Origin of the sequence: Corynebacterium sp. NPDC060344, assembly GCF_042725215.1 — a bacterium.
In the GTDB taxonomy this organism is placed as follows: Bacteria; Actinomycetota; Actinomycetes; order Mycobacteriales; family Mycobacteriaceae; genus Corynebacterium.
In genome coordinates this window covers 25,136-49,020 of record NZ_JBHXCS010000002.1, presented here as the reverse complement: position 1 = coordinate 49,020, position 23,885 = coordinate 25,136, and the positions used below count along the sequence as shown (strand labels likewise).

15 protein-coding genes are annotated in these 23,885 nt (G+C 70.2%); 7 read left to right on the top strand and 8 right to left on the bottom strand.

The features are described 5' to 3' along the window. Window positions 1–18: 18 nt before the first annotated feature. From ACFWGD_RS03020 to ACFWGD_RS03005, 4 genes are all read right to left on the bottom strand, one after another. Window positions 19–3,198, bottom strand: coding sequence for a UvrD-helicase domain-containing protein (locus ACFWGD_RS03020; RefSeq protein WP_377777055.1), 3,180 nt, complete (start codon window positions 3,196–3,198; stop codon window positions 19–21). Beyond that, window positions 3,195–5,984 (bottom strand): PD-(D/E)XK nuclease family protein, encoded by a 2,790-nt coding sequence (locus tag ACFWGD_RS03015; RefSeq protein WP_377777054.1) that lies wholly within the window; start codon window positions 5,982–5,984, stop codon window positions 3,195–3,197. The genes ACFWGD_RS03020 and ACFWGD_RS03015 overlap by 4 nt, the downstream gene beginning before the upstream one ends. A 71-nt stretch (window positions 5,985–6,055) precedes the next feature. Further along, entirely contained in the window at window positions 6,056–6,934 is an 879-nt protein-coding gene (locus ACFWGD_RS03010; RefSeq protein WP_377777053.1) for a methyltransferase domain-containing protein, read from the bottom strand. A 40-nt stretch (window positions 6,935–6,974) separates the two neighbouring features. Continuing rightward, window positions 6,975–9,416, bottom strand: coding sequence for an ATP-binding protein (locus ACFWGD_RS03005; protein ID WP_377777052.1), 2,442 nt, complete (start codon window positions 9,414–9,416; stop codon window positions 6,975–6,977). 278 nt (window positions 9,417–9,694) lie between these two features. Between ACFWGD_RS03005 and rpsA the strand changes: the two genes are divergently transcribed. Both rpsA and coaE read left to right on the top strand, forming a co-directional pair. Continuing rightward, a complete protein-coding gene (gene rpsA, locus ACFWGD_RS03000; RefSeq protein ID WP_377777051.1) occupies window positions 9,695–11,155 on the top strand; it encodes a 30S ribosomal protein S1 in 1,461 nt (486 codons plus the stop codon). A gap of 608 nt (window positions 11,156–11,763) precedes the next feature. After that, window positions 11,764–12,630 carry a dephospho-CoA kinase gene (gene coaE, locus ACFWGD_RS02995; protein ID WP_377777050.1) on the top strand — a complete coding sequence of 289 codons (867 nt, stop codon included), beginning with the start codon at window positions 11,764–11,766 and terminating at the stop codon, window positions 12,628–12,630. Window positions 12,631–12,657: 27 nt separating this feature from the next. Here the strand turns inward: coaE and ACFWGD_RS02990 are convergent, their stop codons facing one another. Beyond that, window positions 12,658–13,626: a LysR substrate-binding domain-containing protein gene (locus ACFWGD_RS02990; protein ID WP_377777049.1), complete on the bottom strand. Its 969-nt coding sequence runs from the start codon at window positions 13,624–13,626 to the stop codon at window positions 12,658–12,660. Between the two features lie 148 nt (window positions 13,627–13,774). Between ACFWGD_RS02990 and ACFWGD_RS02985 the strand changes: the two genes are divergently transcribed. The 5 genes from ACFWGD_RS02985 to ACFWGD_RS02965 all read left to right on the top strand — a co-directional run bounded on the left by ACFWGD_RS02985 (window position 13,775) and on the right by ACFWGD_RS02965 (window position 19,529). Beyond that, complete coding sequence (locus ACFWGD_RS02985) at window positions 13,775–14,839, top strand: YeiH family protein (RefSeq protein WP_377777048.1); 1,065 nt, start codon at window positions 13,775–13,777, stop codon at window positions 14,837–14,839. Window positions 14,840–14,872: 33 nt separating this feature from the next. Next, window positions 14,873–16,180, top strand: a complete 1,308-nt coding sequence (locus ACFWGD_RS02980) for a hypothetical protein (RefSeq protein ID WP_377777047.1) — start codon at window positions 14,873–14,875, stop codon at window positions 16,178–16,180. A gap of 38 nt (window positions 16,181–16,218) precedes the next feature. Beyond that, window positions 16,219–16,713 (top strand): FABP family protein, encoded by a 495-nt coding sequence (locus ACFWGD_RS02975; protein WP_377777046.1) that lies wholly within the window; start codon window positions 16,219–16,221, stop codon window positions 16,711–16,713. Between the two features lie 58 nt (window positions 16,714–16,771). Continuing rightward, window positions 16,772–18,883: an excinuclease ABC subunit UvrB gene (uvrB, locus tag ACFWGD_RS02970; RefSeq protein ID WP_377777045.1), complete on the top strand. Its 2,112-nt coding sequence runs from the start codon at window positions 16,772–16,774 to the stop codon at window positions 18,881–18,883. Window positions 18,884–19,088: 205 nt separating this feature from the next. Continuing rightward, window positions 19,089–19,529, top strand: coding sequence for a universal stress protein (locus tag ACFWGD_RS02965; protein WP_377777044.1), 441 nt, complete (start codon window positions 19,089–19,091; stop codon window positions 19,527–19,529). A gap of 117 nt (window positions 19,530–19,646) precedes the next feature. On the opposite strand, the gene ACFWGD_RS02960 is transcribed toward ACFWGD_RS02965, so the two are convergent. From ACFWGD_RS02960 to ACFWGD_RS02950, 3 genes are all read right to left on the bottom strand, one after another. Beyond that, the gene (locus ACFWGD_RS02960; protein ID WP_377777043.1) at window positions 19,647–22,013 is read right to left on the bottom strand and encodes a HelD family protein; all 2,367 of its coding nucleotides are present in this window, start codon (window positions 22,011–22,013) and stop codon (window positions 19,647–19,649) included. A gap of 201 nt (window positions 22,014–22,214) precedes the next feature. After that, the gene (locus ACFWGD_RS02955) at window positions 22,215–23,018 is read right to left on the bottom strand and encodes a DoxX family membrane protein (RefSeq protein ID WP_377777042.1); all 804 of its coding nucleotides are present in this window, start codon (window positions 23,016–23,018) and stop codon (window positions 22,215–22,217) included. 122 nt (window positions 23,019–23,140) lie between these two features. Further along, window positions 23,141–23,785: an MBL fold metallo-hydrolase gene (locus tag ACFWGD_RS02950; protein WP_377777472.1), complete on the bottom strand. Its 645-nt coding sequence runs from the start codon at window positions 23,783–23,785 to the stop codon at window positions 23,141–23,143. Between the last annotated feature and the right edge of the window lie 100 nt (window positions 23,786–23,885).

Sequence of the window (23,885 nt, the reverse complement as noted above, 5' to 3'; positions counted from 1 at the left end):
GCGCCGGGGCCTCATCGCCTACGGCCTGATCGCCACCACCTGTCCCTTCAGCGGCAGGTGCACCAGGATCTCGGCGGGGCGTCCCGCGCCCGCCAGCTCCAGGGCGTCGGCATATCCGGAGAGCTGCCCGATGTAGTTCTTCCGGACGTGGTCAATGGGATCGTCGCCGGGGTAGGTCTTGTGGTCGACGAGGATCAGGCGACCGTCGGGAAGCTCGAGGATCTGGTCGATCCAGCCCTCGTGCACCTGATGGGCGTCGTTGCGCCAGGTGACCGGAACCTCCGAGCGGATCACGGCACCCGGGAACTCCCGATCGAGCCAGCCCAGCCAACGCGTGCCGATGTCCACCATGGTCTCCGCGGACACGTGGGCGCCCACGCCCCACGATGCGATGAGCCGCTCGGCGGCCTGCGCGCGCAGGTCGTCGCCAAGGGCGGCCAGCGGCAGACCGAGGTATCCGTGGACGGCTTCGCCCACGCGCTCCCAATGCTGGCCGCCGCCGGACACCAAAGGGGTGCCCAGCACGGCGCGTTCGACGACGGCGGCAGTCGCCCGTTGCTCCTCGGTGGCTGCGATCGACGACGGCGCGATGCGCGCCGGCACCAGCCGCCCGGTCCGGGCGGGGCCGCGCATCGGATCCAGTCCGGGGCGGTGGGGCGAGGGCACGGGGGCGGCGGCGTCAGCGTCGGCGTCGTCCCAGATCATCGTCTCGATGGTGGCGGGCACGGCGACCTCATTGCCGGCGGCGTCCTTGACCAGTACGTGGCCATCGTCCGGGGTCATGGTCACCGGGGTGCCCTTCACCGCGGCGAAGTCCCCGAACCCCGAGCGGGCGCAGAGGATCGAGTGCTTGGCCGCTCGCGTCAGCGACACGTAGGCCAGGCGGCGGGCGTCCTCGACCTCGGCCGCCGCGCGCTCCCGCTGCACGGGCTGGGCGGCCATCGCCTCGACGATCAGCGCCGCCTTGTCCGGTGCCGCCGGCCAAAAGCGCAGGTAACGCTTGCCCAGCGGATCCGTCAGCGTCGGGGCCTCCCGCGAGGCCACCCAGTGGCCATCGGGCGTGAACATGTCCTTCGGCTTGGGCACCGCCACGCACACGGCGTCCCACTCGAGGCCCTTCGAGGAATGCATGGTGCCCACGAACACCGAATCGTCATCGCCGCCGGCCTGCGGCAGGTCGTCGATCGAGTCGAACCAATTGAGGAACCCGGACAGCGACGTCGCCCCGCCCGCCGAACGGGTTTCGTCCTGGTACTCGCGCGCCAACCCGGTGAAGGCATCGAGCGATCCCATGCGCCGCGACGGCCGCGTCCACCCCACGATGCGCCTGCGCAGGTCGAGTGCGTCGATGACCTGGCGGACGCATTCGACGGGCGTGAGATTCACCGCGGCCGTGCGCAGCTGCTGCAACGGGGCCAGCGCATCGTCGTCGGCCCAGGACCGCAGCAGCTCGCTCCTCGATTCCCGCGTCGTGTCCGAGGCGGTGAGCCGCGCGAACCAGTCGTCGTGCGCCGAGTGGTCGTCGCACAGCACGATCAGCTCGACCAGCGAGCGCGTGTCCCGCGGGTCGAGCAGGAACCCGAGCCCCGCGCGGATGACCTGGCCTTCGCGGGCCGAGCCCAGATCCGCCTTGTCGCCGGTGCAGGGGATGCCCGCATCGGTGAGCGCTCCGACGATGCTCTCCACGTTGGACTTCGACCGCGCGAGCACCGCGATGTCCTTCGGCGCGGTGCCCTCGGCGATGAGCGACGCCACGCCCTTCGTGATCGCCCCGAACCACGGCGCATTCGAGGTGCCGCCGTCGGTGGACGGCTGCCAAATGCGCACGTCACCGCCCTTGTGCTCGAACATCTTCGCTTCGGCGACGCGGAGGCGGACGTCGGCGTCCGGCATCGACGCGGAAAACAGTTCGTTGGTCAGCGCCAGTGGTTCCCTGAAGGAACGCCAGGACCGATCGAGCTTTTCGACGGTGCCGTGCGCGGCCAACTCGTCGAATGCGGCGGCCATCAGCTGCGGATCGGAACCGCGGAAGCCGTAGATCGACTGCTTCGGGTCTCCGACCCAGATGACCTCGCCGGCCAGTTCGCCCAGCTGGAAGAAGAGGGCGAGCTGGATGGGGTTGGTGTCCTGGAACTCGTCGACGACCAGCACCTCGTAGGTCTCGGCGATGGCGGCGCGGACCGACGGCGAGGTGGTGATGAGCTCCAGCGCCAGGACTTCCTGGTCGGTGAAGTCGATGAGGCCGAGGGCCTTCTTGTGGGCGTCGTAGGCGGCCAGGCATTCCGCCGCCGTGCCGATGACCAGGTGGGTCAGGGTGGCCATGTCCCGTCGATACGCGGGATTGGCGGCGATGCCCGCGGCAATGTCGGAGAAGCCCGCGAACAAGGCGGCGATGGGCTTGGGGGACGTCACGCCGGCGAGTTTCGCCCACTCGTTCCACGAGATCCGATCGAGGGGGCCGGCCATGTCCTTGGCCAGGTCGGCGTACTTGCGCCGGCGGCCGACGGCGGCATTGCGCTCGTCGCCGGCGTCGAGTTCGATGGCGGATTCGCAGGCGTCGATGGCCTGGGCCGCCCACGTCGCCCGCTCGTCGCCGGTGCCTTCGGCGGCGACCTGGTCGAGCACCCCGATCAGTTCCGCCACGGAGTCCTCCGCGTCGGCGGCGAGGGACTCCGCGCCGATGAGATTCTGGCGCGCGGTGTCGGCGATGGCCCGGACCGTGTCGGAGAAGGACCTGCGCTTGTCGAACTCGAACGCATCGACGGGCCGGTCGTAGCCGGTGCGCCGGAACAGGTCGCGGTGGGCGTCTTCGGCGTCGGCGATGACCGCATCGCAGGCCAGGCCGAAGGCGCGATCGGCGGCGTCCTCGGTGAGCGTCTCCAATTCAGGGGACAAACCGGCGTCGATGGCGAAGTCGCGCACCAGCGTCGCCGACACCGAGTTGACCGTGCCCACCAGGGCGGAACCGATGGCCTGCGCCTCGTCGACCAGGCCGGCCTCCATGAGCCTGGAGCGGATGCGCTCCGACAGTTCGCCGGCGGCTTTGGTGGTGAAGGTCGTGGCGATGATCGCCGACGGCGACAGCCCATCCTTGATCCGGTCCGCCAGCTTGCCGGTGATGGTGTACGTCTTGCCGGTGCCGGCGCTGGCGGTGATGATGGTCGACTTCATGGTGTTCTTCTGGTTCCCATCGCTCATGACGGATCGGCCTCGATGCCGGTGATGATCCCGTAGTCCACGTACTTGGCGGTGTCCATGGGCAGGTAGCGGTCGTTCATGTCGGCGGCCTCGGACGCGTTGGCCGACCTCTTGGTGATCTCCCGTTCGACGCCGCCGGCGGCGACGAGCATGGCGTTGCCCTCGTCCCTGACGACTCCGGCGAACATGATCTCGGACAGCGCATCCTCGACGGAGGTCACGGCCCGGCGCCACAGCGTTTCCGGGTCGATCGCCCCGTTCGCCGGGGCCATGCCGCCGAGCGCCGGGTCGAGCGAATCGAAGCGGCCGTACTTCAGCTCGAAGTAGGCGGTGACGATGCTCTCCAGTGGCAGCTCCTCGGCGACCGACCACGCATAGGTGGCCAGCTGCAGGGAGCGGCCGGATTCGATGAGCCGGCCGTACTTGTGGCGGCTCACCGAGTACTTCATGTCGATGACCACGGTGGTGCCATCGGACGTTTCGGCGTCGAGGTCGCGGAATCCCACCAGCGTGACCGGATGCTCGTGGACGTTCGCCGCGTCGCCCGAATTGCCGCCCGGATCGCCGTCGGGATCGCGGAGCGTGAGCACGAGCTCCTTCGTGATCGGGGCCTCGGCGGCGGTGACGACCATGCCGCCGCGCCGCAGCGACCCGAAGAGCTCGGGGATGCTCTCCAGTGCCTCCGCCTCGACCTGCTGGCGCAGTCGCGCGTTGCCCGGCAGGTTCAGCTCCGAGGCGTAGTGGGGGAGCAGCTCGGCGAAACAGGTCCGGACGGTGCCGGCGTCGGCGCCATCGAGGTCGTCCTCGACGATCTTCTCCACGATCGCGTGGAGGAAGGTGCCGATCATCCTGTTTCCGGTGGGGATGTCCGTCACCCAGCCTTGCCGGATGCGCAGTGGGTACGCCAGCAGCCACTCCAGGCGATGGACCAGGAGCTTCTCCATCTGGGAGTAGGACAGCCGATCCGGCAGCAGGTGCGTGCCCGGCGGCACCGACCGCGCGGTCGCATTCGCCGCGATGGCGTCGGCGTCCGGCACGAAGGGCTCCGGGACGTCCAGGGGAAGGGAGGCGTCGCCGAATGCCCAGGTGCCGTCGGCGACGAGCTCCCGGGCGGTGAACTCGGAGTCGTCCTCGTCGTATCCGGCGCTGCCGTGGGCGGCGAACGACAGTGCGGGGTGCCGGGTCGTCGCCGCGCCGTCGATGACGGTGGGGACGATGGCGATGACGTCGCCGGCCCGGCACAGGCCCGCCACATCGGCGGTGGCCGACAACGTCGCCAGCGTGCCGGGGTCGGGGACCTCGACGCCGGCCGCCGCGAGGATGCGGACTTCCTCCGGCGTCCAGATCCGGCGCTCGCTCCGGCCATCGTCGACGGCTCCCCACCAGACGACGGGGCCGGGATGGCGGATCAGCGCCGGCGAGGGCACACGCGTCCCTTCGGCGGCTTCGGCACCGGCCAGGGGAGAGGCCTGCGCGGAACCGCAGTCTTCGAGGATCCTCTGCAGCTCGCGCTCGCCGACGACGTCCTGGCGCCCGAGCACCTCGATCGCCGTGGACACCGACCGGCCGGCGACGAGCAGCTCGGGAGCGTCGAACACCGCGCCCATGTTGCGCAGGCGCTGTGCCAGCCACTCCAGCCGCTCGATGATCGCCGCCGTGCCGCACTGCCCGTCGGCGAACTCGATGCGCGAGGTGCGCAGGTACGAATCCAGCGTGTCCAGGAGCTCGCCGTGGACCGTCGCCCGATTCGCCGCGACGGCCTTGTCCACCCCTTCGACCTCGTCGGCCCGGGCGGCGATGTCGGCCCGGATGGTCTCCAGCGCGCCGAGCCATGCCGGGCCGCCGACGCCGGGCTGGGCCGCGAGCGCACCGAGGAGCCCGCGGCGGATGACCGACGGGACGACGCCCAAATCGATGACCTCGCCGGTGCGGGTATCGGTGGTGGTCAGCCCCATGTCCAGGAACGCGGCGATGGCGTGGACGTCGATGGGGCCGCAAATCGCCGCCAGGAACATCGGCAGGATCTGCGCCGTCGCGCGCTGGTCCGAGGTCTCCAACGCTCCCAGCCGCGCCATGCCGCGGCGGGACAGCTCCTGATCCAGAACCTCGGTGTGGTGCGTGGCCACGAGCGTGCCACCCGACGTGGCCAGAATCCGCGCCGCCGCTTCCGCCGCCTCCCATTCCGTGGCCGCGGAAATGACGCGCAGGCGCTCCACGGCGGCCGGGGCGTCTTCTTCCGCCACGTCCACGCCGAGTGCCTCGACGTCGGCGATGACCTGCGGCCACGGCGCGGGCAGCCCGTCCCTCGACCCCAAAATGGTCAGTCGATCGATGCCCAGCGGCCATTCGACGCCGCCGGCGACGAGGCTGCGCAGCATCGCCGCGACGTCCCTGAAATCATCGGCCGCCCCCGGAGCGTCGAAAAGCGCCTCGGCGTCCGCCAGATCCGCCAGCCGGGGCGAGGCACCGGCGACCGGGGACCCGTCCCACCCCGCGGCGACGAGCTCGTCGCGCCACGACAGCATCTTCTTGGCCACCGCCCACGCATCCAGTTCGAACGACGCCCCGCACCATTGCCGGGGCGTCTGCGCCAGCGCGTCGCGGTAGGCGCCGATGCGCAGCGGGCGCTCGAGCGTCACCCCGCCGATGCCCAGGCGCGTGCCCAAAATCCCGGCCAGCCCCGCCGGCCCGACCGCCGCATGGCCCAGCGCCGCGCCCGAATCACTGCCGTGACCGGGCTTTTCCCACGCGGCCCCGTCGAGGCCCCAACCGAAGGTGATCTCCATGCCCCCATGCTAGGAAAGCCCCCGGATCGCCGCGCCGCCGCGTTCGAACACGGGTGCACCTTCGCCCGGGTTCACCCCGCCAGCGTCGCCACGAAAATCGCGGTCCCCGGAATCACCGCCCCGCGCAGCGGCGACCATTGCCCCCAGGTGACGTCGAGGTCGTCGGGCCATTCCGGCTCGATGACGTCGTCGAGCACGAACCCCGCCCCGACGAGCTCGCGCACGCGGTCGCCCATCGTCCGGTGGTGCTCGACGTAGATGGCCGCGCCGTCGTCGCCACGCTCGACGTAGGCCTCGCGATGGAAGTACGGGATGCCCGCCTTCAGCCCCGCGGGACCGGGGTCGTCGGGAAAACACCAGCGCATCGGGTGCGTCACGGAAAACACGAATCGCCCGCCGGGCCGCAGCACCCGTGCCACACCGCGCATGAGAGCCGCCGAATCCGCCACGAAGGGGATCGCGCCGAACACTGAAAACACCACGTCAAACGAGTTTTTTGCGAAGGGCATCGCCGCGGCATCGGCATGCACCAGGTTCACGCCGGTGACCTCCCGCGCGCCGGCTGTGCTTTGCGACGGCCCCTCGCCCGCCACCGCACCCGCCCCCGCCCGAGCGGCCTTCACGCCATGGGCGAGCATCCCCATGGACACGTCGAACGCCGTCAGGGACTTCGGAGGGCGGTGCGCCGCCAACCAGCGGGAACACGGCGCGGAACCGCAGCCGATCTCGAGGACGTCGGAATCGGCGAGTACGTCGGCGTCGCCAAGCAAAAGGGCATGCTCCTCGCGCAGCATCTCCGGGCACCAGACGAAATCACCGTCCGGCCGGCCTTCCCCGAGGTAGAGGGGATGCTCGCGGTGGTAATCGGCGGCGTCGGAATCCCACCAGGAGCGGTTGGCGCGGGAGGACTCGTCGTCGCCGACGGAGCCGTAGCCGATGAAGGAGGACATGGGCACGAGTGTATTGCCGCGCTCAGTTGTATTGCCGCGCTCAGTAGGCGATAGACACGCGCCGCGGTTCGGCGGCGTCGGGAGAGAGCACGATCGTGGCGAAACTCGACCGCCCGGGCGGCAGCAGCCGGACGGTGAGGCGGCCATCGGAAATGCCCGCTGCGGCGACGTGGTCGGCGATGTCCGCGAAAGCGCCGGCGACCTCGTCGAGCAGGCCCGCCGGGCACTCTGCGCCGCCGCGCGGGCCCCGATCATCTACGAGCAGCACCGTCAGGCCCCGGACGCGGAGATCCCAGGCCAGGGCGGTGATGTCCGGGCGATCCAGGCGCGGGGAGCGCAGCGAATCGCGGATGCGGGCGTCGAGGAGCCCCGCCATCGTGCGGTCGTCGGCCGTGAATGCCTCGCCGGGTACGTGGCGGATGCGGCGCAGGAAGGCCCCGGCGACGTCGTCGAGCCACGTGCGGTTGGCCTCGCGGACGCGGTTTTCTGCGTGGCGCTGGCCGACCAGGTCCAGCAACCGGCGCTCCGTCATGCGGGCCCACTCGATGCGGCGGTTGACGGCGTGGAGGGCCAGACGCGCGATGGCGCCGCTGAACACGATGCCGGGAACGTGGGTCGCCGCCGACAGGCCCGTCCAGCTGCGCCGGCCCCGGGCCGTGGTGCCCGCCAGCCACAGCAGCGACGTCCCCGTCGCCAGCCACGGGCGGCCGCGCGCGCCGACGAGGCTCAGCGCGAGCGCGAAGGAGTATTCGTGCCACGCGGGCACCGACGGATTGGACGTCCGCGCATCCGCCAGCGCCGGAATGAGCGTGCCCGCCGAAGTCAGCCCGACGATGGCGGCCGTGCGGGGGATCGACGGCCGTCCCTTCGGGGTGAGGCGCTGCACGTGGAAGCCGGCCATGCCCAGCGCCCACCCGGCGGCGGCCGCGATCGGGTGGGCCGCGGTCGACTTCTCCAGCAGCATCTGCGTGGTGATCGCCGCCCCGACCAGCACCGACAGTGGCGTCCGGGTGACCACGTCGTCGGCGATGGAGACGGGGATCGCTTCCGTCGGCTCCGGGGTCCATTCGAACTCGACGGTGGTCCCGGCGCCCGGCCGGGAGTCGATGCGCACCGTCGCGCCGTCGAGGGAGAGCATCCGGTCGCGGATGGACGTCCGCAGGCCCAGGCGGTCGTGGGGCACGTCGGCGGGGTCGAAGCCGCGGCCGTCGTCGGCGTAGGCCAGGTCGATGCCGTCGGCGCGGATGCTGATGTCGCAGGTCCGCGTGACGCCCTCGCCCGCGTGCCGGGCGGAGTTGCCGGCCGTTTGGCGCAGCGCGCTTTCCAGCGCCGAGGCGACGTCCGCGGGCACGGGCGGGCCGTGCGCGGTGGACCGGATGCGGCAGTCGGGGGTCGCTTCGAGCACGACGCGGCGCAGCGCCCGGTCCAGATCCTCGGCCGCGACGCCCCTTTTCACGCGCGCGGCCGCCCCCGGTGCCCGGTCGGGATCGAAGCCGGCGGCCAATCCGGCGGCGAGGCCGGTCATCCGGCGGGCGGCGGCACCGTCGTCGGCGGCCGCGGCGCGTTGGGTCAGGCGCAGCGCGCCCGTCGCGATCCGCCGCACGTCGGCCGGCGGCACGTCGTTCTTCACGGCCTTGAGCACGGCGAGCACTTGGTCGTGGAGCAGCGCGTTGAACCGCGTCGCCTCCGCATTGGCCGCGGACAACCGGGCCGTGGCGATGGCCGATGCCGCCGTCGACCGCGCGATCGCGTCGTGTTCGCGGGCGCGCAGGATCATCGCCTGCGCCAGGAAGACGAAGGGCAGGGAAATCGCCGCCGGCATCACGCACGCGGAGAACAGGGAGGCCGCGCCGCGATTTCTCGAGGCCCCGTGCTTGACGACGCCTATGTAGGACCCCTGCGCCACGGCATTGAGTGCGGCGGCCCAGTGGGAGCTGGACACCGAGGCCAGCGTGCTGGTGATGCCCGCGACCCATCCCACCGTGAGGCCGGGCACGCGTGCGCCGGCCGCCGTCGACGCTGATGCGGCGGCGGCCACGGGCCAGGAGGCGATGGTGGCCAGGGCGGCGGTACGTCGAAAAGCGGAGGGATCGGGGTGGGCCGTGGCCACGGCGGGCGCGGCGACCAGGGCGATCTGCGCCAGCGTCAGGGGAACGACGTGGCGGTGGCCGCGGCGGACGTCCTCGATGAGCGCGGGCAACTCGACGAGGATGCGCGCCCCGAACAGCGGCGCGACGATGCCGACGGTGATGCGGTGCGCGAAGGTCTCCGCCGTCGGAGCGGGAGCCTCGGACGTGGGGGAGCCGGGCGCGGGGGACTCGGGCGCAGGGGCGCCGACCGTGGGGGACTCGGGCGTGGGGGCGCCGCCTGAGGGGCGCGCCATGTTGCCCGGCAAGGGACGGAATGCGTTGGGCGGCGGGGCGTGCGGATCCGACTCGACGGCCGGGGGCGGGCGATCCCGGGATTCGCGCGTGTCGGGCATGCCGGAATCGTATCTCTCCGGGCCCTTCCGCAACACCCGTCACACCCGCTGCGGTGCAGGGTGGGGCCCCGAACGGCCACCGTGGCGCGCCCCGTGCGCCACCTGCGGTGAAACTTGATTCGGTGCCGGTCGGCGCGTATCGTGTTCGCGGTATGCGTGCGCGACCCGCGCCCGCCTGCCGATCCGGCGACTCCGCTTCCGTCCACCAGGGCACATGACGCGCGTCCCGGACCGACCCTGTCCAACTCGATTCCTATCCGCTTCGGAGCAACTTACATATGCCCACCTCCAACACCCCTCAGGTCGCCGTCAACGACATCGGCACCGCTGAGGATTTCCTCGCCGCCATCGACTCCACGATCAAGTACTTCAACGATGGCGACATCGTCGAGGGCACCGTGGTCAAGGTCGATCGCGATGAGGTCCTGCTCGACATCGGCTACAAGACGGAGGGCGTCATCCCCTCCCGCGAGCTGTCCATCAAGCACGATGTCGACCCCGACGAGGTGGTCGAGGTCGGTGACGAGATCGACGCCCTGGTCCTCACCAAGGAGGACAAGGAAGGCCGCCTGATCCTGTCCAAGAAGCGTGCGCAGTACGAGCGCGCCTGGGGCACCATCGAGGATCTCAAGGAGAAGGACGAGCCGGTCACCGGTACCGTCATCGAGGTCGTCAAGGGCGGCCTGATCCTGGACATCGGCCTGCGCGGCTTCCTGCCGGCGTCGCTGGTCGAGATGCGCCGCGTCCGCGACCTGCAGCCGTACATCGGCCAGGAGCTCGAGGCGAAGATCATCGAGCTGGACAAGAACCGCAACAACGTGGTCCTGTCCCGCCGTGCGTGGCTCGAGCAGACCCAGTCCGAGGTCCGCTCCGAGTTCCTGCACCAGCTGCAGAAGGGCCAGGTCCGCAAGGGCGTCGTGTCCTCCATCGTCAACTTCGGCGCGTTCGTCGATCTCGGCGGCGTCGACGGCCTGGTGCACGTTTCCGAGCTGTCCTGGAAGCACATCGATCACCCGTCCGAGGTCGTCCAGGTGGGCGACGAGGTCACCGTCGAGGTTCTCGAGGTCGACCTGAACCGCGAGCGCGTCTCCCTGTCGCTGAAGGCGACCCAGGAGGACCCGTGGCGCGTGTTCGCCCGCACCCACGCCATCGGCCAGATCGTCCCGGGCAAGGTCACCAAGCTGGTGCCGTTCGGCGCGTTCGTCCGCGTCGAGGAGGGCATCGAGGGTCTGGTCCACATCTCCGAGCTGGCCGAGCGCCACGTGGATGTCCCGGACCAGATCGTCACGGTCGGCGAGGAGGCCATGGTCAAGGTCATCGACATCGACCTGGACCGCCGCCGCATCTCCCTGTCGCTGAAGCAGGCCGACGAGGACTTCACCGAGGAGTTCGACCCGACCAAGTACGGCATGGGCGATTCCTACGACGATCAGGGCAACTACATCTTCCCGGAGGGCTTCGACGCGGAGACCAACGAGTGGATGGAGGGCTTCGAGACGCAGCGCGCCGAGTGGGAGGCCCGCTACGCCGAGGCGGAGCGCCACCACGGCATGCACGCCGCGCAGATCGAGCGTCACCGCGCGCAGGCCGCCGAGGCCGCCGCGACCCCGTCGAACTACTCGTCCGAGACCACCGAGGACGCTCCGGCGGCCGCGGCGGAGGCTCCGGCCGAGACCGGCGGCACCCTCGCCTCCGACGAGCAGCTGGCCGCCCTGCGCGCCCGCCTGTCCGGCAACTGAGCGAGTTGATGGTCCGCGCCGGCGGTTGATCCGCCGGGCGTGATCGAAAGGCCCCGGCCCCGTCCTCTTCGGAGAGCGGGGCCGGGGTCTTTTTGCGGCTTCTTCGCGGAGGTCAATGAAAATGGGTATCGACAACGATCATGACGTCCGTTACGCTTCGCGCCATTCAATAGTTTCAACATAGAGCCGGATAGGTGGCTGCAGTTTTCAAGGTCGGGGTTCCCCTGATTCGGTGTCGCACGAGTGGAGGGCCTTTCAGTGGATCAGCCGAAAAGCGTCTACTTCCGCGGCGTGTGCATGGGTCTCGCACTGGGGATAGCGCTCTCGCTGGCGGTGCAAAAGGTGGCCGAGCATGGCTTTGCGGCGAGTTGGCCCTGGGTCCTCGGATCCGTGGGAGTGGCTGTTGCGGTCGTCCTCTCATTGCGTGAGTCGTAGCTGAGGCGACGGCACCTTCGCCTCCGGCGAGCAGTTCACTCCAGCGTGTGGGCGCGAGTTCCGGGCTTCGCATTGGTGCCGGGCGTCGATTGCATTCGTGAAATCCGTTGGCGCGCAACAAAATTGGCGGGCCGGTCGCTCATGGTCGGCGGGGGTGGCCTATTGTTGCCCTCATGTTGAAGGTTGGTTTGACCGGAGGAATGGGCAGCGGCAAGTCGTCCGTGGCCCGGCGATTGGGCGAGCTCGGCTGCGTCGTCATTGACGCCGATGCCATTGCGCGCGAGATCGTCGAACCCGGTCAGCCGGCGCTGCAGGAGCTGGCCGACGCGTTCGGCCCGGACATCCTCGATGCCGAGGGCCGGCTGTTGCGCAGCAGGCTCGCCAATCGGGCGTTCACGTCGAAGGAGAAGACGGCGACGCTCAACGCGATCACGCACCCGCGGATCAAGGAGCGCACGGCCGAGCGGTTCGCGCGGGCCGGCGACAAGGACATCGTCGTCCACGACATGCCGCTGCTGGTGGAAAACGATCTCGCGGCCGATCACCACATCGTGCTGGTCGTCGATGCGCCGGTGGAGACCCGCGTCAATCGCCTGGTGGAGAGCCGTGGGGTGGACGAGGCCGACGCCCGCCGCCGCATCGCCTCGCAGATCTCGGATGAGGAGCGCCTGGCCGCAGCCGATGCGGTCATCGACAATTCCGGCACCGAGCGGGCCCTGTTCACGCAGGTCGATCGCGTGTGGCGCACGCGTCTGGTGCCCATGTCGGGCGTGGCCGGTTTGGCGGAGCCGCAGCCGGTGCGCTCGCCGGGCCGCATCGACCGGGAGATTGCCCGCGTGACGCGCCAGCTCGGCGTCGGCGTCGTCGGATCCGTGCTCAGCGGCAAGCGGCTGGTGCTCACCGTCGATGGCGAGCCGTCCATCGGCGACGCCCCGTGGCGGCTCGTGGGCACGCACTGGGAGAACCTCGATCCCGGCAATCCGGTCACCCTGGTCCGGCAGGAGACGCCCGCGCTCGACGACAGGGTCGCCGGCGCCTGATCGGTCGCGGCCCGGGCCGGCGATGCTTTACGACGACGCAATCGCCACCAGTTCGCCCGCCGCACGACCGGGCCCGCCCGCGCCGCGCCATACCGCGCGAATGTGGCGGCGGAAATCGAGGCGCTCATCGACGTCGACGGCGACGAGGTCCCCGTGCGCCAGCGCATCGGCGATGGCCAGTTCGCTGAGCACTCCCGGTTCACCGCCGGCGCGGACGGTGGCCGCCACCGCCGCGTTGCTGCCCAGCTCGACCGCCGGCGGCACCGGGTTCCATGGGGCCATGGCGCGGTCAAAGAAGGCCCTGGTGCCCGAGCCGGGTTCCCGCAGGACCAGGGGAGTGGCGGCCAGCTCGGCGGCGGACACTCGCTTCCGCCCGGGCTCTGATCCTGATCCTGGCTCTGCCTCTGAACCGGACTCCGCCTGTGACTCCGTCTCCGCCCATGGGTGGCCGGGCGCCACGATCACGACCAGGTGGTCTTCCGCGACGACCGTGGCGTGGAGATCTCGGCGCGCCAGCGGGGTTTCCACGAAGCCGATGTCGCAGGCGCCGGAGACCACGTCGTCGAAGACGCGGTCGGAGTTGCGCACCTGCAGGCCGACTTCCGCCTCGGGGTGCCGCGCCCGGTAGGTCGCCAACCAGGCCGGGACGAGATGTTCGGCTACCGTCATGCTCGCCGTCACCCGCAGCGGCGCCGCATCGGTGCCGGTGATGTGGTCGAGTTCGCGGTGGAATTGGTCGACGGCGTCGAAAAGCGGCCCCGCCGCCGCGAGCACGGCCCGGCCCGTGGGCGTCGGCGCCGACCCCCGCGGACCACGTTCGAGCAATGCCGCGCCCAGTTCGCGCTCGAGGGCCGCGATGGTGCGGCTGGCGTTGGGCTGGGCCATGCCCAAACGCCGGGCCGCGGCGCCGAGGCCGCCGAGCTCGTCGACGGCGGCGAGGATCCGGAACGCCGTCAGATGCAGGGGGCGGTCGGGAGGCGGCGGGGATGCGCTCATATCACGAGCGTATGCCCTCGTGCCTTTTCCGCGTCTACCGGGGCGCCCGCCGGCGGCGGACACTGTCCCGGTGCCCACGAAAACGCTCGTCCCCGGCCCGGTCCTAACCAGGTTCGTCCCTCCCGGTCTCATCCCGCCCGGTCGGGTCGTGCCCGGTCTCATCGTCGCCGCCGCCGGAGTGGCCGCAGCCCACGTCATTGCGGCGCCGTTTCCGGTGCTCGGCCCCATGGTCGTCGCCATCGTGCTGGGCATTCTCGCCGGCAATGCGGGCGTCGTGCCCGCCATTGCGGGCCCGGGCCTGGAGGTCGCCGGGAAACGCGTGTTGCGCATCGGCATCGTTCTGCTTGGGCTGCGGTTGTCGCTTCACGACGTCGCCGACCTGGGCACCGGCATGATCCTCACCGTCGTCGCCGTGGTCGCCGGCGGGCTCGCGTGCGGCATGGGCATCGGTGCGGCCCTCGGCGTCGAGCCGCGGCTGCGGTTGCTCATCGCCTGCGGCTTCTCCATCTGCGGTGCCGCGGCGATCGCGGCGGTGGCCGGGGTGCTCGATGGCGGCAAGGAGCGGCCGGATCAAGGGGCCGAACTGCGGGAATCGGTGGTGGCCGCCGTGGCGCTGGTCGTCGTGTTCGGCACGATCATGATTCCCGCCCTGCCGGCACTCGGCCATGTTCTGGGCCTATCCGGAACAGGCATCGGGATATGGGCCGGGGCGTCGGTGCACGAGGTCGCCCAGGTCGTGGCCATCGGCGGCTCAGTCGGGGGAGCGGCGCTGGGGGCGGCGGTGGTCGTCAAGCTCGGCCGCGTGCTCATGCTCGCACCGGTGCTGGCCGTGGTGTCGATCATGGAACGACGCCGCATCCGGGCGCAGTCAGGCAAGACCAGCAAGTCCGGCAAGTCTGGCGCGTCCATCGTGACGGGGGAGCCGGTGACGCTGCCGCCGGTGATGCCGTTGTTCGTGGCTGGTTTCTTGGCGATGGTCGTGATCAGGTCGACCGGCCTTGTTCCCGTGGTCGTCATCGAAGTGGCCGGGGTGGCCGAGCAGTGGTTGCTCGGTGCGGCGATGTTCGCGCTGGGCACCGGCGTGCGAGCGTCCCTGCTTCGTTCGGTGGGCGCCGCGCCCTTCGTGATGGCCGCGCTGACGACCATCGTCGTCGCATCGATCGGGCTCATCGGCGTCCATGCAGGTGGCGGGGTCTCCGCCTTCGCTAGTTGAAAACAGTTTGCAGTAAATGGTCTAATGAAAACCATGACCAATACCAAGATCGCCGTCGGTGCCCTCGCCGCGGCCTCGCTGTTCCTCACCGCCTGCTCCACCGATGCGGACTCCGCCGCCGATGGCGGAAACGGTGGTGCGGGTGAGACGTCGGCGTCGTCAAGCAATGCCGAAGCCCGCACGCCCGCCGTGACCACCGCGACCACCGCCGCCGATGCCCCCGAGTCCCGCGGCGCCGAGCCGCGCTTGGCCATCAGCCACGACGGTGGCGTCATGGTCGTCGACGCCGGCGACCTGGACAAGGGGGAGAAGCCCGAGGTGCTCGGCGACCTGCCCGCCGAGGGCTACCTGCGCCTCAACCACGCCGGCGACGGCCGTCACGTGTTCGTGTCCTCCGACAAGGCCTTCCGCGCTCTGGACCTGGGCTCCTACTCCAAGCCGCACGGCGACCACTCGCACCACTACGCCGGCGATCCGGTGTTCACGGGCTTCGAGGTCGCCGCGGACAAGCCGGGCCACGTCGTCGCCAACGAGGAGAAGGCGGTGCTTTTCGACGATGAGACCGGCGACGTCACCACCCTGCGTCTGATGGGAATGGACGCCGTCGACCACTTCCGCGTGCCCGCCCACCACGGCATCGCGGTGCTCGGCGAGGACGGGACGTACATGGTCACCATCGCCGACGACGAGGGCAAGCGCACCGGCATCGCCCAGGTCGACGCCGACGGCAAGGAACTCAAGCGCTTCGAGCAGTGCCCCGGCGCCCACGGTGCCGAGGAAACCTCCGCCGGCATCTTCGTCGGCTGCGCGGATGGCGGGCTGATCTACAAGGACGGCGAGGTGACCAAGGTGACGTCGCCCGACGAGTACGGGCGCATCGGCAACCAGGCCGGTTCCACCGAGTCGAAGTACGTCCTCGGCGACTACAAGTCGGACAAGAAGGCCGCGGACAACGAGGAGCTGGAGCGCCCCGAAAAGGTGTCCATCATCAACGCCGAGACCGGCGACCTGAAGCTCGTCGACCTGGGCACGTCCTACACCTTCCGCTCGCTGGGCATGAACGACGACGGCCTGGCCGTGGTGCTGGGCACCGACGGCAAGCTGCACCTCATCGATACCGAGCAGGCGAAGGTGGTCAAGACCATCGACGTCATCGACGCCTGGGAAGAGTCCGAGGAGTGGCAGGACCCGCGTCCGGCACTCGCCGTGTCCGGTGACGTCGCCTACGTCACCGACCCCGCCACCAAGTCCGTCCACGTCGTGGACCTCAAGGGCGAGAAGAAGACCCTGACCACGGAACTGCCGGAGACCCCGGACGAGATCTTGGCGACGGAGGGGTAGACCGGGCGGCCAATGGGGATGGCGGTACCCTGGGGGGCATGAACCTCCATCCCCTGGTCGCCGAGTTCGAGTTCCTCATCGGCACGTGGAAGGGTCCCGGCCGTGGCCACTACCCGACGATCGACTCCTTCCGATACACCGAGACGCTGACCTTCGGCGCCGTGCCCGGCAAGCCGTTTTTGCGCTACGAGCAGAAGACCGCCGGAGCCGAGGGGCAGCCGATGCACACCGAATGCGGATTCCTCCGCCCTCTCGGCGACGGCCGCGTCGAGCTCGTCCTGGCGCAGCCCACCGGACAGACGGAGCTATTGGAGGGGATGGCCACGCCCGGCCATGAGGGGGATCCGGAGGCGCTGACCATGACCTTCGATCGCTCCGTGGTGGCCAATTCGGCTTCCGCCAAGCAGGTCGACGCCACTGCGCGGAGGTGGGTGCTCAATGCCGGCCGCACCGAGATGGCGACCGAGTTCGGCATGGCCGCCGTCGGCGAGCCCATGCAGCAGCACCTGGTCAGTGAGCTGGCCAAGCAGTAGCGAGTTCGCGGCGACGAACGGGTGTGCGACGGTCCGCCGTCGCTTGTAGGCTGGCCGCATGGCCTTCGCAGCAGAACAACCGGTCGTCGCCCACTCCGAATTCCGCCCCGTCGGCGAAATCGAGCGGGCCGGCGGCGACTTCGAGGTCGTCAGCGACTTCCAGCCGTCGGGCGACCAGCCCCAGGCCATCGCCGAACTGTCGGAGCGGCTGCGCAAGGGCGAGCGCGAAGTGGTGCTCATGGGCGCCACCGGCACCGGCAAGTCGGCCACCGCGGCGTGGCTGATCGAGAAGATGCAGCGCCCCACGCTGGTCATGGCCCCCAACAAGACCCTGGCGGCGCAGCTGGCCAACGAACTGTCGTCGCTGCTGCCGAACAACGCGGTCGAGTACTTCGTCAGCTACTACGACTACTACCAACCAGAGGCGTACATCGCGCAGACGGACACTTTCATCGAGAAGGACTCGTCCATCAACGAAGACGTCGAGCGCCTGCGCCACTCCGCCACGTCGGCGCTGCTGTCGCGGCGCGACGTGGTCGTCGTCAGCTCCGTGTCCTGCATCTACGGCCTGGGCACGCCACAGTCCTACCTCGACCGCTCGGCGATGCTGCGCACCGGCGAAGAAGTCGACCGCGATGATTTTCTGCGCATGCTCGTGGACATCCAGTACGCCCGCAACGACATCGCCTTCACGCGCGGCACCTTCCGCGTCAAGGGCGACGTCGTCGACATCATCCCGGCATACGAGGAGCTCGCCGTCCGCGTCGAGTTCTTCGGCGACGAGATCGACTCGCTGTACTACCTCAATCCGGTGACGGGCGACGTCGTCAAGCAAGTAGAGGAACTGCGGATCTTCCCGGCCACGCACTACGTCGCGGGCCCGGAGCGCATGGAGCGCGCCGTCGAGGAGATCAAGATGGAGCTGACCGAGCGCCTGGCGGATTTCGAGAATCGCGGCAAGCTGCTCGAGGCGCAGCGGCTGCGCATGCGCACCGAATACGACCTGGAGATGATCCAGCAGGTCGGGTTCTGCTCCGGCATCGAGAACTACTCGCGGCACATCGACGGGCGCGCGGCGGGATCGGCGCCGGCGACGCTCATCGACTACTTCCCGGAGGATTTCCTCACCGTCATCGACGAGTCGCACGTCACCGTGCCGCAGATCGGCGGCATGTTCGAGGGCGACGCCTCGCGCAAGCGCAACCTCGTCGACTTCGGGTTCCGCCTGCCGTCGGCGCTGGACAACCGGCCGCTGACCTTCGAGGAATTCGACGCGCGCGTCGGCCAGGTCGTGTTCATGTCGGCGACGCCGGGGCCGTACGAGCTCGGGCAGACCGGTGGTGAAGTCGTGGAGCAGGTCATCCGCCCGACCGGCCTGGTCGACCCGAAGGTGGTGGTCAAGCCGACCCAGGGGCAGATCGACGACCTCATCCACGAGATCCGCCTGCGCGAGGAAAAGGGCGAGCGCGCCCTGGTGACCACACTGACCAAGAAGATGGCCGAGGACCTCACCGACTACCTGCTGGAAAACGGCATCCGCGTGCGCTACATGCACTCCGACGTGGACACCCTCAAGCGCGTCGAGCTGCTGCGCCAGCTCCGGCTTGGGGATTACGACGTCCTGGTGGGCATCAACCTGCTGCGCGAGGGCCTGGACCTGCCGGAGGTGTCGCTCGTGGCCATCCTCGACGCAGACAAGGAAGGGTTCCTGCGCTCGACGACGTCGCTGATCCAGACCATCGGCCGCGCGGCGCGAAACGTCTCCGGCGAGGTGCACATGTACGCCGACTCGATCACCGATTCCATGCGCAACGCGATCGAGGAGACCGAGCGGCGCCGAGAGAAGCAGATCGCGTACAACACCGAGCACGGCATCGACCCGCAGCCTCTGCGCAAGAAGATCGCCGACATCCTCGACCAGGTCCAGGAAAGCCAGGCCGAAGGTGGCGGGGACGCCGGCGATGCCGCGGCCGTCGACGCCGCGCTGGCCGAGCGCGCGACCGTCGAGGGCATGCCCAAGGCGCAGCTGCAGAAGCTCATCGACGACATGACCGCGCAGATGGGCGCCGCCGCCCGCGAGCTGAAGTTCGAGCTCGCCGGGCGCCTGCGCGACGAGATCTACGACCTGAAGAAGGAGCTGCGCGGCATGGAGGAGGCCGGGCTGGAGTGAATCGCCATTCGCGAACGGCGAAAAATGCCCGGTCCACCGGCCCCGGATTTTGCTAGGGTTGGGCGGAGGAACATGGCCCCCAGGGCATTCCGGACGTGAAATGCGTCACGTCGATCTCGACGAAGACCAATCACGACGAAGACCAATCTCGACAAAAACCAATCTCGACCACCACCAACACCGAGTTTTGCGGAAGGCAGTTTTCATGAGCGCTTACCAGACCATCGTCGTCGGCACCGACGGTTCGAAGTCCTCGCTTCTTGCAGTCGAGCGCGCGGCCTCCATCGCCGCGGCGTTCGACGCGACCCTGGTCATCGGCTGCGCCTACTACGAGAACCAGGAAGCCGCCTCCTCGACGCTGCGCCAGGATTCCGTCCAGGTGCTCGGCGACGATCCGGCCCAGCAGAACCTGGCCAGCGCCAAGGCCGCGGCCGAGGCCGCCGGCGCCACGAAGGTCGAGACCGAGGTCAAGGCCGGCTCCCCGGTGGAGGCGCTGATGGGCCTGGTCAACGACCACAACGCCGACCTTCTCGTCGTGGGCAACCGCGGCATCAACTCCCTGACCGGCCGTCTGCTGGGTTCCGTCCCGGCAGACGTCGCGCGCCAGTCCGACTGCGACGTCATGATCGTCCACACGGTCGCGTAACGCACCTCACCAGCGCCGGACTCCGCTCCGGCCGCGTGGAATGACCCCGGCACCCCATGGGCGCCGGGGTCGTCGCATGTCCGGACGGTCCCGGACTGCGCTTGACGACGGCCCCGTCTACCGCGCGACCTCGATCGCCGGCAACGACTCCGGCTGGCCGTCGGCGACGACGGTGAGCCCTTGCGTCGCGCGGGTCAGGGCCACGTAGAGGTCCTGGAGGCCCTGGGGCGACTCGTCGACGATGGCGTCGGGGTCGACGAGGATGACTTCGTCGAACTCCAGGCCCTTGGCGTCGTCGACGTCGTGGACGGGGATCGCGGCGTCGCCGGGCGACAGTGCGCCGGCCTGCTCCGTGATCGCCGCGACCTCTGCCTCGACCGCCGCGACCTGCGCTGCGGGCGCGATGACCGCGGTCAGCCGAGAGCCGCCGGAGGCGCCGCGGGCCACGTCCAGTGCCTCGGCGAGGCTGCCCGTGCGCACCGGCGGGCGGCCGGTGGAGCGGATCGAGCTGGGCGGCTCCGCCTCCGGCGCGATGCGCGACAGGACGTCGGCGGCGACGTCCATGATCTCCGACGGCGTGCGGTAGTTCACCGTCAGCCGGTGCAGGCGCCACCGCTCGCCGATGATCGGATCCAGCGCATCGGCCCAGCTCTCCGCGCCGGCGGGGGAGCCGGTCTGGGCGATGTCGCCGACGATGGTCATCCAACCGTTGGGGGAGCGGCGGCGGATCATCCGCCACGCCATCGCCGACAGCTCCTGGGCCTCGTCGACGATGACGTGGCCGTAGGTCCACTCGCGGTCCTCGGCGGCGCGGTCGGCGGTGCTTCGCACGTCGCGGTCGCGGTGGCGCTCGGCCAGCGCTTCGGCGTCGATGAGGTCGTAGGCCATGAGGATCTCGGCGTCGGTGCCGTCGTCGAGCTCCTGCTGCGCCGAACCGGTGAGGATGTCCAGCGCGTCCTGGGCCTCCTCGATCTGCGCGCGCCACCATTCGCGCTCGTCGCCGGCGTCCGCGATGTCGCCGAGCAGTTCGGCGAGCTCGTCGAGCAGCGGCGGGTCCGACGGGCCCATCGGCGTGCCGGGTGCGCGCAGCAACGCCGCCCGCGTCGCGTCGTCGTACTCGGCCGCCGCCGAGGCGATGCGCTCCTCCGATTCGAGGAGGTCGGCGAGCAGCTGCTCCGGGGTCAGCTCCGGCCACATGTCGTCGAGGACGCCGGAGATCGACGGGTCCGCGTCGAGCTCGTCGCGCAAATCGGCGACGTCGGTGACGGAGAGCAGATTCTCGCCGCCCAGCGGGTCGGCGCCGATGCGGTCGGCCAGCGAGCGCGCCAGCGCCTCGACCAGGTGCTCGCGGAACAGTGGGCGGGCGAGGTTGTGCGGCTTGCGGGAGCGGCGGGCGCGCGTGCGCGCGGCGCGGACCATCGCGGGCGTCACGGTCAGCTCGACGCCGTCGAACGTCACGGTCTCGTCGCCCGCGGGATCGGGCTGCCGGTCGCGCACGGCCCGGCGCAGAATGTGCACCATTTCGTCGGACCCCTTGACCTCGCGGGTGGCCAGCGATTCGTCGCCGGTGCCGGTCACGCCGGGGTAGAGGTCGGCGATGGTCCGCAGCACCACGCCGGTTTCGCCGAGGCTCGGCAGCACGCGCGAGATGTACTCCAGGAACGTCGTGTTCGGCCCGAGGATGAGCACGCCCGTCTTCGCCAGCTGGTCGCGGTGGGTGTACAGCAGCCACGCCACGCGGTGCAGGGCCACGGCGGTCTTGCCGGTGCCGGGCCCGCCCTGGACGACCATTGCGCCGCGGCCGGCGTCGCGGATGATCAGGTCCTGCTCGCGCTGGATGGTCTCCACGATCCCGCGCATGTGGCCGGTGCGCGCCGAGTCGATGACCTCGCGCAGCACGGCCTCGCCGCCGACGCCGTCCTCGATGCGCCGCTCGCCATGCTCGCCCGATTCGCCTGCACCGGCACCGGCGCTTCCGTCCGCGCCACCACCAACGCCATCCCCCATGCCATCGCCGGCGAGCCGCTCATCGTCGATCGCCCGCACGGTCCGCCCGCGGGTGCGCAGGTGCCTCCGCAGCGTCACCCCTTCCGGGTGCGCGGTCGTGGCCAGGTAGAACGGCCGGGCCTGCGGGGCTCGCCAGTCCATCAGCAGCGAACGGTATCCGTCGTCGGCGTCGGAAAGCCCCATGCGCCCGATGTACCTGCGATCCTGCCCGGGGGCGCCGGGGACGGGATTGTCGGGCTCGTCGTCGTCGATGTCGATGCGCCCGAAGACCAGGCCCACCTCCGCGTGCCGGTAGCGCTCCAGGTTCGACTGCAGCCGCTGGTACTCGACTTCGCGCTCGACGCGGGCCTGCGGTTCCGGATCATCGTCGAGCATGACCTTGCGCAGGGCCTCCTGGTCACGGCGCCGCGCGGCGTCGAGATGCGCGTACACCTCGTCGAGGTGGCCCTGCTCGGCGGGCAGATCCGGGTGCTGCACGTGCGCTCCAATCGTGATCGGGGGAAGGGGCCATTTTACGCGACGGCTCACGCGGGCCGGTGCGGGCCCGGCCGACGTGCTTGACGACGTCCCGGCGCCCGGCCCATCCGCCCCGCAAACGCGAAGCGGCCCGCCCACCGGAAACCGGTGGGCGGACCGTGCGATCGCGGGGAGAGGCCGGGGCGCGGCCTCCGGCGGCGACTACTTGAAGTTCTTGCGGGCCTTCTTCAGCTGCTTGCGGGCCTGCTTGCGCGACTTCTTGGTCTCCTTGGCCGCGGTGTCGGCGGCGTCGGAGAAGGTCTCGCGGGCGGTCTCGGCGGCGCCGGCGAGGGTGTCGCGGGCCTCCTCCGCGAAGGTCTGCAGCGAGTCCTTCCAGTCGTCCTTGTTGTCGGCGACGTAGTCCTCGGCGCGGTGCAGGGCGACGGCCGACTTGTCCTGCAGGTCGGCGCCGACCTCCTGGGCCTTCTCCAGCCACTCGGACGCGGTGCCCTTGATCTCCTCGGTGCGCTTCTCCGCCTCCGACTTGGTCGGCAGCGCGGCCTGCACCTTCTTGTTCACCTTCTTGCCGGCATGCTCGGCGCGCCACGCGACGCCCGGGCGGCCGGCGGTGTCGGCCGAAGCAAGGAACAGGCCGCCGAGCAGGGCGACGTCGGTGAGGAAACCGGTCTTGCGGGCCTTGCGCTCCTTCGGGTCCTGGGTCTCCCAGAACGAGTGGCGGGCCAGGGCGGTGGGGATCTGCACGGCGGCCAGCGCGGTGGCGGCGACGCGCGGGGCCTTGCCCAGGGCGTACAGCGCGCCGGCGGCGACCTTGGTGCCGGCGACGATCTGCACGGACGTCTGAGGGTTGTTGGGCAGGAAGGAGACGTACTGGGCGGGCACGACGGTGCGGATGCGCTTGGTCACCTCGCGGGCGCCCTCGACATGGTCCTGCTGGTTCATCAGGGTGTCCACGCCATCGGCGACGAAGACCGAGGCGAGCATCGGACGGGCGAGCTTGCGGATCATATTCTGGTCATCTCCTGTTTGTCGTGAGTCTCGTCTGCGGGCGCGGCCGCCGGGATCGATCCCGCGGGGCCGCGTTGCCCTATGTGTCGATTCTACGCGCGGTTGCGTGCGGTGTCCGGGGTTTACCAGCCGCGGTTGCGCCATTCCTCCAGGTGGGGCCGCTCGGAGCCCACGGTCGTATCCGAACCGTGACCGGGATGGACCACGGCGTCGTCGGGGTAGGCGTCGAAAATGCGCTCTTCGACGTCGGCGAGCAGCTGGGCGAAGGTCTCCTGGCCGTTGGTCTTGCCCACGCCGCCGGGGAAGAGGGAGTCGCCGACGAAGAGGTGGATCGGGGCGTCGTCCGAACCGGCGCCGTCCGAATCGGCGTTGTCCGAACCGGACTCCCCATCACCCGAATTCGACGGGTCGCCGGCGTCGAGGCCGAGCCCCACGCCGCCGCGGGTGTGTCCGCGCAGGATGAAGGCGACCAGCGTCGCGCCGTCGCCGAAGGTGACCACGTCGCCCTGATCCAGGCGGCGGTCGGCGGGCACCTCGATGTCGGGGGCGTCGGGGGTCGACGTGACGTGCTCGGCGCCCCAGGCCTCGACGAGCTCCGCCAGGGCCTGCACGTGGTCGCCGTGGGAGTGGGTGGTCACGACGGTGGTCACGGTCGCGCCGACCTCGTCGCAAAGCGCCCGCAAGTGCCCGGCCTCGTCGCAGGCGTCGATGAGCAGCGACTTCTCGGGCGCGCGGGTGTCCACGAGCAAATAACAGTTGTTGTCCATGTCGCCGACCGAGGTCTTGTACACGTCGATGGCGCCGGCTCGGACGCGCTGGACCTCGTGGCGGGACAGGTCCCCGGTGTAGTCGTCGTTGATGGTGACG

What these genes read in the sequence shown, in the direction of transcription:
- ACFWGD_RS02980 (WP_377777047.1), top strand. Translation starts at nt 14,873, where the DNA reads ATGACCAATACCAAGATCGCCGTCGGTGCCCTCGCCGCGGCCTCGCTG.
- ACFWGD_RS02975 (WP_377777046.1), top strand. Translation starts at nt 16,219, where the DNA reads ATGAACCTCCATCCCCTGGTCGCCGAGTTCGAGTTCCTCATCGGCACG.
- ACFWGD_RS02990 (WP_377777049.1), bottom strand. Translation starts at nt 13,626, where the DNA reads ATGAGCGCATCCCCGCCGCCTCCCGACCGCCCCCTGCATCTGACGGCG.
- uvrB (WP_377777045.1), top strand. Translation starts at nt 16,772, where the DNA reads ATGGCCTTCGCAGCAGAACAACCGGTCGTCGCCCACTCCGAATTCCGC.
- ACFWGD_RS03015 (WP_377777054.1), bottom strand. Translation starts at nt 5,984, where the DNA reads ATGGAGATCACCTTCGGTTGGGGCCTCGACGGGGCCGCGTGGGAAAAG.
- ACFWGD_RS02950 (WP_377777472.1), bottom strand. Translation starts at nt 23,785, where the DNA reads ATGGACAACAACTGTTATTTGCTCGTGGACACCCGCGCGCCCGAGAAG.
- rpsA (WP_377777051.1), top strand. Translation starts at nt 9,695, where the DNA reads ATGCCCACCTCCAACACCCCTCAGGTCGCCGTCAACGACATCGGCACC.
- coaE (WP_377777050.1), top strand. Translation starts at nt 11,764, where the DNA reads ATGTTGAAGGTTGGTTTGACCGGAGGAATGGGCAGCGGCAAGTCGTCC.
- ACFWGD_RS03020 (WP_377777055.1), bottom strand. Translation starts at nt 3,198, where the DNA reads ATGAGCGATGGGAACCAGAAGAACACCATGAAGTCGACCATCATCACC.
- ACFWGD_RS02965 (WP_377777044.1), top strand. Translation starts at nt 19,089, where the DNA reads ATGAGCGCTTACCAGACCATCGTCGTCGGCACCGACGGTTCGAAGTCC.
- ACFWGD_RS02955 (WP_377777042.1), bottom strand. Translation starts at nt 23,018, where the DNA reads ATGATCCGCAAGCTCGCCCGTCCGATGCTCGCCTCGGTCTTCGTCGCC.
- ACFWGD_RS03005 (WP_377777052.1), bottom strand. Translation starts at nt 9,416, where the DNA reads ATGCCCGACACGCGCGAATCCCGGGATCGCCCGCCCCCGGCCGTCGAG.
- ACFWGD_RS03010 (WP_377777053.1), bottom strand. Translation starts at nt 6,934, where the DNA reads ATGTCCTCCTTCATCGGCTACGGCTCCGTCGGCGACGACGAGTCCTCC.